At 32.9% G+C, this 16611-nt stretch carries 15 protein-coding genes; 5 read left to right on the top strand and 10 right to left on the bottom strand.

Annotation, left to right across the window (positions count from 1 at the left end):
* Positions 1-360: a YraN family protein gene (locus ACNG5D_RS00660; RefSeq protein ID WP_418181565.1), complete on the top strand. Its 360-nt coding sequence runs from the start codon at positions 1-3 to the stop codon at positions 358-360.
* A 3-nt stretch (positions 361-363) separates the two neighbouring features.
* Here ACNG5D_RS00660 and ACNG5D_RS00655 read toward each other — a convergent pair whose 3' ends face one another.
* Both ACNG5D_RS00655 and mfd read right to left on the bottom strand, forming a co-directional pair.
* Positions 364-1698, bottom strand: coding sequence for a TlpA family protein disulfide reductase (locus ACNG5D_RS00655; RefSeq protein WP_418181564.1), 1335 nt, complete (start codon positions 1696-1698; stop codon positions 364-366).
* A 37-nt stretch (positions 1699-1735) separates the two neighbouring features.
* Positions 1736-5131, bottom strand: coding sequence for a transcription-repair coupling factor (gene mfd / locus ACNG5D_RS00650; RefSeq protein WP_418181563.1), 3396 nt, complete (start codon positions 5129-5131; stop codon positions 1736-1738).
* A gap of 257 nt (positions 5132-5388) precedes the next feature.
* On the opposite strand from mfd, the gene ACNG5D_RS00645 reads away from it, so the two are divergent.
* The 3 genes from ACNG5D_RS00645 to ACNG5D_RS00635 all read left to right on the top strand — a co-directional run bounded on the left by ACNG5D_RS00645 (position 5389) and on the right by ACNG5D_RS00635 (position 6896).
* Positions 5389-5820, top strand: a complete 432-nt coding sequence (locus ACNG5D_RS00645; RefSeq protein WP_418181562.1) for a tellurite resistance TerB family protein — start codon at positions 5389-5391, stop codon at positions 5818-5820.
* A gap of 143 nt (positions 5821-5963) precedes the next feature.
* Positions 5964-6308 carry a hypothetical protein gene (locus ACNG5D_RS00640; RefSeq protein ID WP_418181561.1) on the top strand — a complete coding sequence of 115 codons (345 nt, stop codon included), beginning with the start codon at positions 5964-5966 and terminating at the stop codon, positions 6306-6308.
* 93 nt (positions 6309-6401) lie between these two features.
* The gene (locus ACNG5D_RS00635) at positions 6402-6896 is read left to right on the top strand and encodes a hypothetical protein (RefSeq protein WP_418181560.1); all 495 of its coding nucleotides are present in this window, start codon (positions 6402-6404) and stop codon (positions 6894-6896) included.
* Between the two features lie 94 nt (positions 6897-6990).
* On the opposite strand, the gene ACNG5D_RS00630 is transcribed toward ACNG5D_RS00635, so the two are convergent.
* The 8 genes from ACNG5D_RS00630 to metG form a co-directional block, all read right to left on the bottom strand.
* Complete coding sequence (locus tag ACNG5D_RS00630) at positions 6991-7893, bottom strand: histone deacetylase family protein (protein WP_418181559.1); 903 nt, start codon at positions 7891-7893, stop codon at positions 6991-6993.
* 1 nt (position 7894) lies between these two features.
* Positions 7895-10012 (bottom strand): Tex family protein, encoded by a 2118-nt coding sequence (locus ACNG5D_RS00625; protein WP_418181558.1) that lies wholly within the window; start codon positions 10010-10012, stop codon positions 7895-7897.
* 381 nt (positions 10013-10393) lie between these two features.
* Positions 10394-10912 (bottom strand): ferritin, encoded by a 519-nt coding sequence (locus ACNG5D_RS00620; RefSeq protein WP_418181557.1) that lies wholly within the window; start codon positions 10910-10912, stop codon positions 10394-10396.
* 124 nt (positions 10913-11036) lie between these two features.
* On the bottom strand, positions 11037-11411 hold the full coding sequence (locus tag ACNG5D_RS00615; RefSeq protein ID WP_418181556.1) for a cupredoxin domain-containing protein: 375 nt from the start codon (positions 11409-11411) through the stop codon (positions 11037-11039).
* Between the two features lie 45 nt (positions 11412-11456).
* Positions 11457-12005, bottom strand: a complete 549-nt coding sequence (locus ACNG5D_RS00610) for a carboxymuconolactone decarboxylase family protein (protein WP_418181555.1) — start codon at positions 12003-12005, stop codon at positions 11457-11459.
* Between the two features lie 130 nt (positions 12006-12135).
* Positions 12136-12303, bottom strand: a complete 168-nt coding sequence (locus ACNG5D_RS00605; protein WP_418181554.1) for a hypothetical protein — start codon at positions 12301-12303, stop codon at positions 12136-12138.
* A gap of 91 nt (positions 12304-12394) precedes the next feature.
* Positions 12395-13237, bottom strand: a complete 843-nt coding sequence (locus ACNG5D_RS00600; protein ID WP_418181553.1) for an AraC family transcriptional regulator — start codon at positions 13235-13237, stop codon at positions 12395-12397.
* An 88-nt stretch (positions 13238-13325) separates the two neighbouring features.
* Positions 13326-15386: a methionine--tRNA ligase gene (gene metG, locus ACNG5D_RS00595; RefSeq protein ID WP_418181552.1), complete on the bottom strand. Its 2061-nt coding sequence runs from the start codon at positions 15384-15386 to the stop codon at positions 13326-13328.
* A gap of 59 nt (positions 15387-15445) precedes the next feature.
* Between metG and ACNG5D_RS00590 the strand changes: the two genes are divergently transcribed.
* Positions 15446-16477 (top strand): S66 peptidase family protein, encoded by a 1032-nt coding sequence (locus ACNG5D_RS00590; RefSeq protein WP_418181551.1) that lies wholly within the window; start codon positions 15446-15448, stop codon positions 16475-16477.
* Positions 16478-16611 lie beyond the last annotated feature (134 nt).

The raw sequence follows: 16611 nt of genomic DNA, 5'->3' as shown, positions 1-16611 counted from the left end.
ATGGCACAACACAACGAACTTGGTAAAAAAGGCGAACAACTTGCAGTAGATTTTCTTATTGAAAACAACTACCAAATTGTAGAACGCAACTATCGTTTTAATAAAGCTGAAGTTGACATTATTGCCCAAAAAAAAGATATTCTAGCTATTATTGAAGTTAAAACCCGATCGACCACCAATTTTGGAAATCCGCAAGATTTTGTAAAACCAAAACAAATACAACGTTTAGTTAAAGCTATTAATGAATATGTAACCGTAAATAACCTAGATGTAGAAGTTAGGTTTGATATAGTTGCTATTGTAAAAAAAGACAAAGGTTATATTATTGAACATTTAGAAAATGCTTTTTATCATTTTTAAAAACTATTCGCCTTCTACTTTAAAATATTCTTTTAACACCTCAAAATCTATAGGTTTAGCAAGTATTTTTTTATCCTTATCTAAAATAAAATATGTTGGTGTAGATGAAACACCATAAGCGTTCCCTATTACATTATCCCATTTTCCTTTACCATAAACGTGTATAAATTCTGGGTAATCGTAAGTTAAATTTTTCCAACCATAAGGCTCGTCTTCTAGGCCTACAGCCACAACTTTCACTTTATTTTTTTCGAAAGTATTTACAAATTTTTGCAATTGAGGCACCTCATCTAAACAATGCGAACATGTACTACTCCAGAACACTATAATGTAGTTTTCGGCACCTTTTAAATCGGTTAACTTCTTTTTTACAAGCTTACCTTGCTCTTTAAGTTCGACATTAAAATTTGGAGCAACAGCTCCTGTAGAAAGGTTTTGATACAATATTAAAGCTTGCAGTAACTCTTGATCGTTTAAGTTAACAGCAATATCCATTAAGTATTTATCGGCAATGTAATTTGATACTTCTTCATGTTTTAAATCGGCCATTTGTTGCCATAAATCGAATAATAATATACGTTGCACTTCTTTAGGTGCTGTTTTCATGTGAGTAAAAACCACGTCGATATTGCTTTTATAATTTTCTATTTCATTCTTAGAATCTATTGACATTCCAAAAACATAGTTAAGCATGCGCTCTTCTAAAAAACTAGAACTTTGTAGCACAGGATTATTAAAATTTACATAATCAAAATAATGAACTTTTAAATTGTTTATATAGGTTTTAACATCTTCTATTTTTTTAGGAATATAGGGTTTGTTTGCTTTAATAAAAGTAAGTGCCCTTGTACCTTTTGCTGCTTTTTCAAAGTTTTCTTGGGTTTCTTTCTGGGTTTTAAATATGGTTTTTAATGCTGTGGTATCTTTACTTTGCTTACTAAAATAATTGCCAATGCTTTGGGTTACCATAGACATACTATTGGTGTAAGACGCTAATAATTTATTTTCTGTAGATTTTGTAAACTCTACACCTGTTTCAGAGTTAAATTTTAGCTCTATATCTTCTTTTCCGTTATATATAATATCAAAATTATAATCTTCTTGCGGTACGGCATAAACCAACCGGTAAGTGCCTTTAGTGTGTGTTGAATCTAACTTAAACTCGAAACGCCCATCCTCACCTATTTCGGCATTTGTTACATAATCAGATATCGTTGGGGTTACTTTGTATAATAATGCAAAATTGTAATCTTTTGCTGGAGAAAAGGTACCTTTTATAGTATGCTGAGCAAATAGAATACTTGGTAATAAAAATGTTATAAAGAGTAAACGTTTCATTAGTTTAAAATTGTTTTTAATTTAAAAAAATCAATAATTAAGCCACAATTGGTTTTAAAGCTTCTAATGCTTGCTTAACCGTTTTTATATTAGTAAAAGTGAGCATTAATCGTAAACCATTACGGGTTTGCTTTTCCTTCATTTTACAAATATTCGGGTTTTTTTGAACAAATTGTAATACTTTGGTAAAACTTGCACTTTGGTAAAAACTACTTTGTTGGTCGTTAATAAAATAACCTATTAATTTACTTTGCTTCATCACCACCTTTTCAAAGCCTATTTTAGTAGCTAACCACTTTATTTGGACACTATTTAATAAATCGGTCACTTGTTTTGGTAAGGCTCCAAATCGATCAATCAATTCCTGTTCAAAGGTATGTAATTCTGCTTCGTTTTTAAGGTTGTTTAGTTGTGTATATAAACTTAATCGTTCTGCAATATTATTTACGTAACTATCAGGAAATAGAAGCTCAAAATCAGTATCGATAGTAACATCTTTTACATAAACTTTATTAGCTTCATCTTCGTTATACAAGTCTTTAAACTCGTTTTCTTTAAGCTCTTCAATAGCTTCGTTTAGAATTTTTTGATAGGTATCAAACCCTATCTCATTAATAAACCCGCTTTGTTCGCCACCCAATAAATCGCCTGCTCCTCTAATTTCCAGATCTTTCATAGCAATATTAAAACCGCTTCCTAAATCTGTAAATTGTTCTAAAGCCGAGATTCGTTTTCTGGCATCATCAGTCATTGCAGAATATTCTGGGGTTATAAAATAACAAAATGCTTTTTTATTGCTTCGACCCACACGACCTCGCATTTGGTGTAAATCGCTTAACCCAAAATTATTGGCATTATTTATAAAAATGGTATTTGCGTTTGGCACATCTAAACCACTCTCTACAATGGTGGTGCTTACTAAAACATCGAAAGCACCATCCATAAACTGAAGCATTAATTGTTCTAGTTTTTTTCCATCCATTTGCCCGTGGCCTACACCAATTTTGGCATCTGGTACCAAACGTTGTATCATGCCTGCTACTTCTTTAATATTTTCTATACGGTTATGAATGAAATATATTTGACCGCCTCGTTGAATTTCGTAGCTCACAGCATCGCGAATGGTTTCTTCGGTAAATCGAATAACATGGCTTTCTATAGGATATCGGTTTGGTGGTGCTGTGGTAATAACAGACATATCTCTTGCTGCCATTAAACTAAACTGAAGCGTTCTTGGAATTGGTGTTGCCGTAAGGGTTAACACATCTACATTTTCTTTAATGGTTTTAAGCTTTTCTTTTACTGCTACACCAAATTTTTGTTCTTCATCTACAATTAATAAGCCTAAATCTTTAAACTTTACATTTTTGTTTACAAGCTGGTGTGTGCCTATTATAATATCTACTTTTCCTTGTTCTAAACGCTCTAAAGTTTCGCGTTTTTCTTTGGCTGTTCTAAAACGGTTAACATAATCGACAGTTACTGGAAAATCTTCTAGACGCTTTGCAAAAGTTCTAGCGTGCTGATATGCCAATATTGTGGTTGGCACTAAAACGGCTACTTGCTTTCCATTATCAACCGCTTTAAAAGCTGCACGAATAGCCACTTCTGTTTTACCAAAACCAACATCGCCACAAACAAGTCTATCCATAGGGCGATCGCTTTCCATATCGGCCTTAATATCTGCAGTTGCTGTACTTTGGTCTGGAGTATCTTCATAAATAAAAGAAGCTTCTAACTCGTGTTGCAAGTAACTATCTGGGTTGTATTGATAACCTTTTTCGGTTTTACGTTTAGCGTATAATTTTATTAAGTTAAAAGCAACATGTTTTACACGTGCTTTGGTTTTTTGCTTTAGGGTTTTCCAAGCATTGCTGCCAAGTTTATAAACTTTAGGCGGTTTACCATCTTTACCATTAAACTTAGTTATTTTATGAAGCGAATGGATACTTAAATATAACACATCGCGCTCGCCATAAACCAATTTAATAGCTTCTTGTTTTTTACCTTCTACATCTATTTTTTGAAGCCCTCCAAAACGCCCAATACCATGGTCTATATGGGTTACATAATCGCCAATATCTAAATTTGTAAGTTCTTTTAAAGTTATAGCTTGTTTTTTGGCGTAGCCATTTTTAAGCTGAAATTTATGGTAACGCTCGAAAATTTGATGATCGGTATAACAAACCACCTTACTTTCATGATCTACAAAACCTTGATGAAGCGATAAAATTATGGTGTTATACGGTGCTACTTCTAGGTTAGAATCGTCGAAAATATCATGAAACCGTTTTGCTTGTTGCTCGCTTACACATGCTATGTAATTGGTATAGCCTTTATTGTGGTTGGCGTTTAAATTTTCTATTAATAAATTAAATTGTTTATTAAATGCTGGCTGCGGAACCGTATTATATTGAATTTCGGCACTTTGAATTTGTTTTAAAACAGCCTCTTCTGAAGGTTTTGAAACAACAATTGGCTGATGTTTAAAATAGTTATCGCTACCAAACTCAATAATTGAAAAATCGAGTAATTGTTTTTTTAGTTTTTTTGAATCGCAAAATAGCTCTTCGGGTTTGGCATGCTGAATGTCTGTTGATAAGGCTTTAAACGCATCTTGAGCTTTTGTATAAAAATTGTCTATTCTAGAAAAAAGTAAATCGGCATTTTTTAAACACACAATTGTTTTTTGAGCCATATACTTTAAAAAACTTTGCCTACTTTCTTGTAGCATTTTATTGGCTACGTTAGGTATAATGTTTATTTTTTTTATTTGCTCTATGGATAGTTGTGTTTCTACATCGAAGGTTCTAATACTATCAACCTCATCGCCAAAAAACTCGATTCTGTAAGGCTCGTCGTTAGAAAAAGAAAATACATCTACAATACCACCTCGTACCGAAAACTGGCCAGGTTCGGTTACAAAATCTACACGTTTAAACTTATACTCAAACAGCATTTCGTTTACAAAATCTATAGATAAATTGTCGTTTACACCAACTTTTAAGGTATTGCGCTCTAATTCTTTTCGTGTTACCACTTGCTCGAAAAGCGCATCGGGATAGGTTACAATTATAGCTGGCTTTTTTTGCGAGTTAATACGGTTTAAAACCTCGGCACGCAATAGTACATTGGCATTATCGGTTTCTTCTATCTCGTAAGGCCTACGATAACTACCTGGATAAAACAATACATCCTTATCGTTTAGTAATTGTTCTAAATCGTTTAAATAATGTGCGGCTTCTTCTTTATCGTTAAAAACAAGTAAAAAAGGCTTTTGCGCTGTTTTAAACAAGCTTGAAATTACAAATGAAAAAGAAGAACCTACAAGGCCTTTTACATGGGTTTTTGCTCCAATTTGAGCCATAGTATTTTGCAGATTTTGCGTTTGCAAAGCCTGTAAATAGGTTTGAGAGATACTAGTTTTACTCACCTAATTTTGTTTTGATGTGCAAATATAAGGTTTAAGATTATTTTTTTATGGTTTAGCTTAGAATATGCAATTATTTATCGTGTTAAATAATTGTTATTTACCCGCGTTAGGGATTAAACGATTTGTTTGAGCTCGCCGACGGTAGGAGGAAGCGAGTAGTGAAAGCCCGACCCTTGTGGTAACGCCCAAATAATTAATTTTTAGGTTTAAAATCTTAAAAAAAATATGTAGGTTTGCAGCACTAAAAAGAAGTATATATGTCGTTTTCAGATTTATTTGATAGTGGTTTTAAAAAGCGAAATGAAAGCCATTTTGCATCGATAGTTCGTGTAGCTATGGATGATGGGATTATTACACCAGAAGAACAAGCGTTTTTAGACCGTTTAGCACAGCGTTTAGAAATTGGAGAAGGCGATTATAAGGCTATTTTGAAAAATTATGAGTCGCACCCAATAAACCCACCTGTTTCTTACGATTTGCGTTTAGAACGTTTGTATGATTTGGTGCGTATGGTTTATGTAGATTCTATTAAAGGTGATTCTGAACATGTGCTTTTAAAGAAGATTGCTGTAGGGCTTGGTTTTCGTGCTGTTAATGTAAAATACATAATTGACAAGGCACTAACCTTAGTAAGTAATGGTACAGATTTAGATGATTTTGTGGATCAAATAAAGAATATGAATAGGTAAAAATATTACAACCATATTTTCTAAAAGCGCCCATGAAATTGGGCGCTTTTTTTGTGAGTGAAATTTGTTAATATTTAAAACTTTACAATTTCCTTAACAGATAAATAACATACCTTTGTGCTTTACTTTTAAAGATTATTACCGTGCTTAGGTTAAGCTATTTGCTTTTAACGTTTTTTATAGGGTTATCGACTTTCTTTTTTACAGAAAATCTAGACACTTATACTGTAAAAACACCTGCACAGCAACACCATGTTGTTAAAAACACCGCCTTTAATAATCAAGGTATTATTGTAAACTCTAATTTAGATTTTTCAAGTAATACTTCGCTTGAAGATAACATTCCGTTTTTTAAACATTTACATTTAAAAAATGTGGTTTATAAGGAACAACAGGAAAACTACCTGTCGTACCAAAAAACCTGTAAGCTTATTAATATTAGGCTTACTACCAAAGCAATAATATTCCCTTTTCATTCATTTACGTAAAAGCAATAGGTCTTTTTAAAAACTATTGCAACACTAAACTTTTAGAGTTTTAGTGTTGATTTATTATACATTAAATCAAAAAAATTTACAAGAATGAAAATATCATTTACAGTACTAGCTATTCTAGTAACATTAAGCATTATCGTGCCTTTTTTAATCTTCATATTTAAAGGTTTTAACACTAGCACAAAAAAAGAAGTTAGAAAATTAGCCCAACAAAATGGCTATAAATATGACCTAAAAGAGGTTTGGAACAACAAATTTATTGGCATTACAGAAAATAAAAATACCTTAACATACATTACAGTACAAAGTGAAAACAATACGTTTATAAACCTAAATTTATCTGAAATTTCAAATTGCGAAGTGCTTACTAAATACCAAACAGGCAGTAATAAAGTAAGCCTCTTAAAACAATTAGATTTAAAACTAAGCTTTAAGAATACTGAGAAACAAGACGTATTATTAAACTTTTTTAATACCGATGAAACCTTTATGGAAGATTACGAATTACGTCGCATTAAAAACTGGCAAGATATAATTACCAGTAATTTATCGCACAATTTGGTGATTAAAAAAGCATCGTAAACTTTTTTTAAAGCATTAATCTAGTTATTAGGTTAATGCTTTTTTATTGGATTTAGAATGTTAACGCTTCGCAGAAATTTAAGTAGCTTAATCTTTAAAAGAAAATATCTTGCGCCATCCGAAACGTGTTAGCATGCGCCTCTACAATAATTTTAATATCTGGAGAATAGCCACCGCCCATAGAACACATAACTGGAATTTGATAATTTTTACAGGTTTGCAGCACAAACCTATCGCGTTCTATACAACCAGCTGGCGTGATGGCTAGCTTTCCTAATTTATCGGAAGCCAGAACATCGACACCACATAAATAATAAATAAAATCGGGATTTTCTTGTTCGATTAATTTTGGCAAGGTCTTTTTTAACAAGCCTAAATATATCGTGTCGTTGGCATTATTTTCTAGAGCAATATCTAAATCGCTTTGTTCCTTTTTAAACGGGTAATTTCCTTTACCATGCATAGAAAATGTATATACCGCGTTATCATTCTGAAAAATCTCTGCAGTTCCGTTGCCTTGATGCACATCTAAATCAACAATTAGTATTTTTTTAGCTAACTGCTTTTCCAATAAATACCGTGCGCCAATGGCTTGATCGTTCAATAAACAAAAAGCTTCACCTCTCGAAGAATACGCATGGTGCGTACCGCCAGCAATATTCATAGCAACACCATGTTCTAGAGCAAACTTACTGGCTGTAATCGTACCATCGGCAATGATAACCTCACGCTCTACTAATGCTGCACTTAACGGGAAACCTATTTTTCTGGCTGCTCGAGCATCTAAAGTTAGGTGTTTTAAAGCGTCGTAATAACTTTTGGTGTGTACTCTTAAAATATGTTTATCGTCGGGTACTTCGGGTTTAAAAAAGTTGTTTGAACTGCAAGTGCCCTCGTGTATTAATTGCCGAGGCAGCAATTCGTATTTAATCATAGGAAAACGATGACCTTCTGGTAACGGGTGTTTGTAAATATCGTGATTGGCTATTTTTAGCATATTATTTATGCAATTTTAATTGTATTCGCTTTCGCGGAACATCTACCTCCAACACTTTTACAATAATTTGTTGGTGTAAACTTACATGCTCATTCACATCTTTTACAAAACTATCGGATAAGTTTGACACATGAATTAAGCCACTTTCTTTTATACCTACATCTACAAAGCAGCCAAAATTGGTAATATTATTAACTATCCCCGGAAGCAATTGCCCTACTTTTAAATCGTTAATGGTTTTTATGTTTTGATTAAAGGTAAATACTTTGGCTTGCTCACGAATATCTAAACCTGGTTTTTCTAGTTCTTTTACAATGTCTTCTAGCGTAAGCATACCAACTGAGACTGTACAATATTGTTTTAGGTTTAGTTTTTGAAGCAAGCTTTTATTGCCTATTACATCTTTTACAGACTTACCTAAATCTTTAGCCATTTTTGTAACAATACTATAACTTTCTGGGTGAACAGCAGAATCGTCTAACGGGTTTTTGGCATCTTTAATTCTTAAAAAAGCAGCCCCCTGCTCGAACGCTTTATCGCCTAATCGTGGTACGTTTTTAATATCGTTTCTAGATGTAAATACCCCGTTTTCTTTTCTGTAATTAAAAATGTTTTCGGCTAGTTTTGGCCCAATACCCGAAACCGAACTTAACAACGGCTTACTTGCCGTATTTATATTTACCCCTACAGCATTTACACAGTTTTCTACTACAATGTCTAATTGTTTTTGAAGTTTAGCTTGATCTACATCGTGCTGATATTGCCCTACACCTATAGATTTTGCATCAATTTTTACTAATTCGGCTAATGGATCTTGTAAACGACGACCAATAGATACCGAACCTCTAACCGTAACATCGTAATCTGGGAATTCTTCTCTTGCAATTTTTGATGCCGAATAAATACTTGCTCCTGCCTCGCTAACCACAAATACTTGTACTTGGTTTTTAAAATGTACTTTTCTAATTAAAGCTTCGGTTTCGCGCGATGCTGTTCCGTTTCCTATAGCAATGGCTTCAATTTTATAGGCATCGCAAAGCGAACTTATTTTTTTCATGGCGCCAACACTATCGCTTTTTGGAGGGTGCGGGTATATGGTTTCGTTGTACTTTAACTGCCCTTGAGCATCTAAGCACACCACTTTACACCCAGTTCTAAACCCCGGATCTATGGCTAAAACACGTTTTTCACCAAGTGGAGAACCTAACAACAATTGTTTTAGGTTTTTTGAAAATACGGTTATAGCAGAATTATCTGCTTTATCTTTAGCTATTTGTAAAGCTTCGTTACTTAACGAGGGCAATAATAAACGCTTGTAAGCATCTTTAATAGCCACTTCTATTTGTTCTGCACATGCGTTATTGCTTTTTATAATACGACGTTCTATATTATTTAAAGCTCTATCATGATCAATATTTATTTTTACTCGTATAAAGCCTTCTTTTTCGGCTCTTAAAATGGCTAATAATCGATGTGATGGTATGCGACTTAAATTCTCTTCCCAATCAAAATAATCTCGAAATTTTTGAGCATTTTCATCATCGGCTTTTGTTTTTATCACTTTCGTGGAAATTAAAGCAAAACGCTCTAACTGACGGCGAATGTTATTCCGTATATCGGTACGTTCGTTAATCCACTCTGCAATAATATGCCTTGCTCCCTCTAAAGCCTCATCAACCGAAGCTAGATCGCCTTTTACATATTTAAATGCTAACGATTCTATATCTCTAGCATTCTGAGACATCATAATTTTTGCTAAAGGCTCTAACCCATTTTGCCTAGCTTTTTCGGCCTTTGTTTTTCGGCTTTTTTTGTATGGCAAATACAAATCTTCAAGAGTGGTTAAATTATGTGTAGTCTCTATTTTTTGTTTTAGCTCTAAGGTTAAAACCTCTTGCTCATCTAAGGTTTTTAGTATGGCTTTTTTACGTTTTTCTAAAGCTTCAAACTGTTCTTTATACTTTACTATTTCGCCTATTTGCACCTCATTTAAATTTCCTGTATGCTCTTTTCTATATCTTGAAATAAAAGGTATTGTACAGTCTTGGTTTAATAACTCTATGGTATTTTTTACTGAAATCTCTGGAAGTTGAGTTTCTTGAACTATATATTTTATCATTCTAGTAAGCATCTCTTAATTTTAATCAAAGTTAAATAATTTGAATGTTTATTTAACCAAAAAGACCTATCGGGTTATAAAAACTCGATAGGTCTAATTTTCTATTTTATTACAAAAAATAGAATGCTTATTAACGCATTTTACTTTAAGCTACTTTTTTAATTAAATCGAAACACGGACACTTTTTACAGCGTTTATTTTCTCCTTTTTTAAATTTTTTACAGCAACTAGATTTTACTTTTTCAGGAAGTTCTACTCCTAACTTTCGTAATTTTTTAATTGCTTTCTTTTTTTTCTTTTTACCCACAGCAAAAGTATAATTATAAAACTGTGGCAAAAATAAGTTATTTTTATTAAATCTAAATAAGGTTAAATGTTAAATTATTCAGGTGCGTTAGTTGCGGCTGTTGTAACAGTTAAATTTTCTATATCACGATCAAATAAATATAGTCCGCCCTTATCATCGCCAATCATATTTATTTTATCTAAAATGGTTCGTGCTACAGCTTCTTCTTCTATTTGTTCTGCAACATACCATTGTAAAAAGTTGTGCGAAGCATAATCTTTTTCTTGAAGCGAAATATGTACCAACTCATTAATACTCTGCGATACATAAACTTCGTGCTCGAACAATTTTTCGAACATTTCTTTAAAAGACTTAAAAGTAACGTTTGGTGCAGCTAATTGCGATATTTTTGCATGCCCGCCACGTTCGTTAACAAACTTTACTAGTTTTAACATATGCTCGCGCTCTTCATCAGATTGCGCATACATAAAATTAGCAACACCTTCTAGCCCTTTAACCTCGGCCCAACATGCCATAGCTAAATAAATTTGAGATGATTCTGCTTCTATTCGAATTTGATTATTTAATGCGTCTTCTATATTTTTTGATAACATAATATTTGGTTTTTATGTAAAGTTACAGATTTACTTCGTGCCTATCAAGAAATGGTATTATAAAAAAAGGTTATTCTTTTAAAAGAATAACCTTAATTACTAAATTAATTAGCCCTACTTAATGTTATTGTACCGTAAGTGTGTATTGTGGCGTTGGGTTTAATGGGCAGAAATACACATATTCGCCTTTTGTTAAAGTTGTGGCTTTGGTTTTTTCGGTTTTACCAACAGTAACCACTTTTGTTACATAGGCTGTTTTTATATGGTTTTCTGGGTTGCTAGCATCTTTCCCTTTTGGCACCAAAACCAAACCAACCTCTTTGGCAGCATGATTATTTGATACCTCAAAAATATAAGTACCTTCGTTAAGTGTTAATGTTTTTTGGGTAAACTCACCTTTTGTTTGTTCTAAAGCTATTGTTTTTACACCTTTATCTTGTGCTTTTGTTGTTACTGTAAAGGCGAATACGAATACTAAAATGGCTACTATTTTTTTCATGATTATATGTTTTTATTTTTAAATTGATATTTGTTTAAAGTTTAATTATAATGTTGCGGTTTCTAATGGTTCTGCTACCGGAAAATCTACAGGTACTTGTGTTGTACTATGTATGTAGTTAGAAATAGTTTTATCGCCAACTAAAGAAATGGCATCTATTAAATTTCCTTTTGTATATCCTGCATTAAAGAAATTTTCTAGAACCTGCGTGTTCGTTCTACCTCTGTTTTCGGTTACATTTTTTGCTAGTTTTGCTAGGGCGTCTAATTTTGTATCGAAAGAAGCTTCGCCTGCTCTTAGCTCTAATATTTGGCTGTCTGTAAATCCGTTCATTTTACCAATGGCAGTATGTGCAGACAAACAGTAAATACAGTTATTAACTTGACTTACAGCTAAATTAACTACTTCTTTTTCTTTAGCAGATAATGATGTTTTTGCATTGGAAAAATTTAAATAATTTTCTAAAGCGGTATCGCTATTAGCATAAGTTGCATATAGGTTAGGTACAAACCCTAAGGCTTTTTGCAAATTATCGAAAATAGCTTGGTTATTTTCGCTTACTTCGTCTCTTGTTGGTACATTAAATGTGCTCATAATTTCTAAATTTTAAAATGTTTTATTTTGAATTTTGTTATTTGTAATTGTTGGTACAAAGGTGCAACTGTAATTAAGTTTACACCATGTAATTAATTCCTTTTAACTTGTCAATTTTTCCTTAACTAGTTTAAAGCATATTACGTCCTGAAACGTGTGGTTTTTCGGCATCGCAATAAAAATCTGAAATGTGGTTTTGCTCGCAATGCGTTTTTGGAGAAATAATGTTTAAGGCTTCTTTTCTTTTACCTCTAAATATTTCAATTAAATTGAATACTGATATATGTTTTACATTCATGACTTTGTTGTTTTAATTTTACGGTACAAAGATGCATGAAAAGGAGAGGCAATAAAATGGTAAGATTTCCTATAAATTTGTCAATTTTTCCCTAAGATGTTTTTTTAAGTTGTTTCTTAAAATTGGAAGGCGACAAACTGGTGTATTTTTTAAATAATCGGCTTAAATGCGAGGCATCATCAAAACCTACTTCGTAAGCTATTTCTTTGGCTGTTTTATCTGTATATATAAGTAAACGTTTTGTTTCAAGAATAATACGCTCATGAATAATTTGCAACGGGCTTGTATTTAATTTGGCAAAAGTATTTGATAAGGTTTTTGGCGATTTAAAAAGCTTATCTGCATAAAATGCAACACTATGTTGTGCTTTAAAATGCGACTCTACTAAAAGGTTAAACTCGCGCAACAAATCTATTTTGGTATTTTTAGTGGTTTCTGTATAACCTTCTTTAGCCTTTAGTAAACGGGTTCCTATAATTATAAAACGTGCCATAAGCATACGTAACATTTCGGCTTGTATGGTATCTTTAGTTTCAAACTCATCTAAAAATACCTCATGAAGAGTTTTAAATTTTCTACTTTCGTCTGTATTTAATTCTATTATTGGAATATGCACATTGCCAAAAAACAGCAAACCTGCACAACTCACTTCTTGGTCGTGATCTTTTATGCAGTAAAACTCTCTGTTGAATTGATACACAACTAAATTATTTCCAGAAACAAACTGAAAATACTGTACTACAGTTAATGCTAAAACGCTATTTGGTTCTATAGTATATGGTATACTATCTACAACTATTTCGGCTTTAAAATTGTTTGTTCTAATAAACGTATATAAATCTAATTGTTTTGATATGTGATACGGTTCTAGAAGTGCTTGATCTCCTATTTTTAAAATAGCATTAGTTGAAAATTCTGTGAATATTTTTTGCATACTCGATTAGTCTGTAACTTTTAAAAATCATTACAAAAAGCAAAAAGCTCGTTTAAAAAAACGAGCTTTTAAACACATGCTTTTACAACTAACTTATTTGCAAGCCATTACCTATTTTAGCATTGTCGGGGTTTACAAATACGAGTTTACCATCTGGAGTTTCTGTCATTAAAATCATACCTTGACTCTCTACTCCACGTAATGCTCTTGGGGCTAGGTTTACTAAAACCGTTACGCGTTTACCAACAACTTCTTCAGCAGAAAAACTTTCGGCAATACCAGACACAATTGTTCTTGTATCTATGCCTGTATCTACTTTTAATTTTAAAAGTTTTTTAGTTTTTGGCATTTTCTCGGCTTCAAGTATAGTGCCTACTCGAAGATCTAATTTTGTAAAATCTTCAAATGTTATAGTATCTTTTTGTGGTTCTACTTTAGCATTTGCTATTTCGTTTGCTTTTTTACTTGCTGCCAATTTATCGAGCTGAAATTGAATTGTTTTATCTTCAATTTTAGAAAACAATAATTCTGCTTGGCCAATTTTGTGTCCTGCTGGCAGTAAAACGTCTTTGTTGCTTACCTCGTTCCACGACACCAGAATTGCACCAGACTCAAGGTTTAAAATGTGTTTTAGTTTTTTTGATGTAAACGGCAGGAAGGGTTCGCTTAATGTTGCTAAAGCACTTGCTATTTGAAGCGCTACATACATAATAGTTTGGGTGCGTTGTTCATCAATTTTTATTACTTTCCAAGGTTCGGCATCGGCTAAATATTTATTACCAAGTCTAGCCAAATTCATTAATTCTTGCCCTGCTTCTCTAAAACGATAGCGCTCAATAGAACTTGCAATTACATCTGGATAAGCTTTAATGGCTGCTAAAGTTTCTGTATCGACATCATTAAACATTGATGGCGTTGGAATTACACCATCATAATACTTATTAGTTAAAACAACCACTCGGTTTATAAAATTACCAAATATAGCAACCAACTCGTTATTATTTCTGGCCTGAAAATCTTTCCATGTAAAATCGTTATCTTTAGTTTCTGGCGCATTAGCGTTTAAAGCATAACGCAATACATCTTGTTGCCCAGGAAACTCTTCTAAATACTCATGTAACCAAACCGCCCAATTTTTAGATGTTGATAGCTTATTACCTTCTAAATTTAAAAACTCGTTTGCTGGTACGTTATCTGGTAATATATAGCTGCCTTCTGCCTTTAACATGGCTGGAAAAATAATACAATGAAATACAATATTATCTTTTCCTATAAAGTGAACAAGCTTAGTTTCTTCGTCCTTCCAGTATGGTTCCCAATCTTTACCTTCGCGTTGTGCCCATTCTTTGGTTGATGATATATAACCTATTGGAGCATCAAACCAAACGTAAAGCACTTTACCTTCGCCTCCTTTGGCAGGAACTGGAATTCCCCAATCTAAATCTCTAGTAACTGCTCTTGGGCGTAAACCATCATCAATCCAAGATTTTACTTGACCGTAAACATTAGGTTTCCAATCTTTTTTATGTCCTTCTAAAATCCATTCTTTTAAAAATGCTTCGTGTTTATCTAAAGGTAAAAACCAATGTTTAGTTTCTTTTAAGGTAGGCACATTACCTGTTATGGCCGATTTAGGGTTTATTAAATCTGTTGCGTTATGGCTAGTACCGCAGTTTTCGCATTGATCGCCATAACTTTCTTCGTTTCCACATTTAGGGCAAGTTCCTATTACAAAACGGTCTGCTAAAAACTGATTGGCTTCGGCATCATACAATTGTTCTGAAGTTTCTTCAATAAATTCACCTTTTTCATCTAATATTTTAAAAAACTCTGATGCTGTTTCATGATGAATTGGAGCAGAGGTTCTGGAGTAATTATCATAAGTAATTCCAAAATCTTCAAACGATTTTTTAATAATGGCATGATATTTATCAACAATATCTTGAGGAGAAACGCCTTCGTTTTTGGCTTTAATAGTAATTGGTACACCATGCTCATCACTTCCTCCTATAAATGCTACATCGTTTCCTGTTAAACGCAAATAACGTGCATAAATATCGGCTGGTACGTAAACGCCTGCTAAATGCCCTATATGAATAGGACCATTGGTATAAGGAAGTGCTGTGGTAATCGTATATCTTTTCGGCATTATAATGTCTTTTTTTGAAGCCGTAAAAATACACATTTTGAAGCCTATTTAGAAAAAAAATGTACATTTACATTATGTCTAAAAACCTACTCATATTAAGCTTTGTTTGTGTTACTATTTTCTTAAGCACAGAAAAAACTATATCGCAAAACATATCAACAGAAAAACCACACACTATTTTGAAACAACCAGCATACTTAAAAACGGGCGATACTGTTGCCATTGTAGCGCCATCAGGAATTTTAAAAAATAGAAATAGTGAAGTTATTCAAGCCCAAAATTTACTTAAAAGTTGGGGGTTACATGTTGTAGTTGGAAAACATGTATTTAACAAAGCCAACCATTTTGCAGGAACCGATAACCAACGTTGTGAAGATTTACAAACTGCCCTAGACGACCCTAAAATTAGTGCCATTTGGTGCGCTCGCGGTGGTTACGGAACAGTAAGAATTCTTGATATGTTGAATTTTACAAAGTTTAAAACAAACCCTAAGTGGGTAATTGGTTATTCTGATATTACGGCACTTCATAACCAAATACATAACGAAGGTATAGAAAGTTTACATGCCATAATGTGTGTAAGCTTACCTAAAGACGAAACAGAAATAGAGGCTAGCATTTCTAGTTTTAAAAATGCGCTTTTTGGAACTCCTATAAACTACACTTTAAAACCCTCTAAATATAATAAAACAGGTAGTGCTTCGGGACAATTGGTAGGTGGTAATTTAACCATGTTACATACCATGTTAGGCTCTAAAACTAGTATTAATACTGATGGGAAAATATTATTTATTGAAGAAATAGGAGAATACAAATACCATATAGACCGTATGCTACAAAGTTTAAAGCGCGCTGGGTATTTTAATAATTGCAAAGGTGTTATTGTTGGAGATATGAGCAAAATGAGAACAAATACTACGCTTTGGGGAACTTCTATTGAACAACTTATATTAGATGCTTTGTCTGATTACAGTTTCCCTATTGCTTTTAATATGCCTGCCGGACACGAGCCAGATAATAGAGCCTTAATTTTAGGAAGAACAATAACGCTTAAGGTTGAAAAAAACCAGTCTACAGTTGTTTTTAACTAACAAAACACTAACGCGTACAAGGTAATCGAGTGTTTTTTTACCGAACAAATACGCACTTTACAGATTGCCACGTTAATTAAACGATTATTATAGTGGTATTGCCTATTATATTTAGGTTTTATTAATATAAGCTA

The sequence above is a fragment of the Algibacter ulvanivorans genome (genome assembly GCF_048381495.1).
Lineage (GTDB): Bacteria > Bacteroidota > Bacteroidia > Flavobacteriales > Flavobacteriaceae > Algibacter_B > Algibacter_B ulvanivorans.
The sequence above is the reverse complement of the archived record's forward strand: the minus strand, read 5'-3'. Positions and strand labels throughout refer to the sequence as shown.

What these genes read in the sequence shown, in the direction of transcription:
- ACNG5D_RS00625 (WP_418181558.1), bottom strand. Translation starts at nt 10,012, where the DNA reads ATGATAAAATATATAGTTCAAGAAACTCAACTTCCAGAGATTTCAGTA.
- ACNG5D_RS00645 (WP_418181562.1), top strand. Translation starts at nt 5,389, where the DNA reads ATGTCGTTTTCAGATTTATTTGATAGTGGTTTTAAAAAGCGAAATGAA.
- ACNG5D_RS00660 (WP_418181565.1), top strand. Translation starts at nt 1, where the DNA reads ATGGCACAACACAACGAACTTGGTAAAAAAGGCGAACAACTTGCAGTA.
- ACNG5D_RS00630 (WP_418181559.1), bottom strand. Translation starts at nt 7,893, where the DNA reads ATGCTAAAAATAGCCAATCACGATATTTACAAACACCCGTTACCAGAA.
- ACNG5D_RS00600 (WP_418181553.1), bottom strand. Translation starts at nt 13,237, where the DNA reads ATGCAAAAAATATTCACAGAATTTTCAACTAATGCTATTTTAAAAATA.
- ACNG5D_RS00615 (WP_418181556.1), bottom strand. Translation starts at nt 11,411, where the DNA reads ATGAAAAAAATAGTAGCCATTTTAGTATTCGTATTCGCCTTTACAGTA.
- ACNG5D_RS00620 (WP_418181557.1), bottom strand. Translation starts at nt 10,912, where the DNA reads ATGTTATCAAAAAATATAGAAGACGCATTAAATAATCAAATTCGAATA.
- ACNG5D_RS00635 (WP_418181560.1), top strand. Translation starts at nt 6,402, where the DNA reads ATGAAAATATCATTTACAGTACTAGCTATTCTAGTAACATTAAGCATT.
- ACNG5D_RS00655 (WP_418181564.1), bottom strand. Translation starts at nt 1,698, where the DNA reads ATGAAACGTTTACTCTTTATAACATTTTTATTACCAAGTATTCTATTT.
- ACNG5D_RS00605 (WP_418181554.1), bottom strand. Translation starts at nt 12,303, where the DNA reads ATGAATGTAAAACATATATCAGTATTCAATTTAATTGAAATATTTAGA.
- ACNG5D_RS00590 (WP_418181551.1), top strand. Translation starts at nt 15,446, where the DNA reads ATGTACATTTACATTATGTCTAAAAACCTACTCATATTAAGCTTTGTT.
- ACNG5D_RS00610 (WP_418181555.1), bottom strand. Translation starts at nt 12,005, where the DNA reads ATGAGCACATTTAATGTACCAACAAGAGACGAAGTAAGCGAAAATAAC.
- metG (WP_418181552.1), bottom strand. Translation starts at nt 15,386, where the DNA reads ATGCCGAAAAGATATACGATTACCACAGCACTTCCTTATACCAATGGT.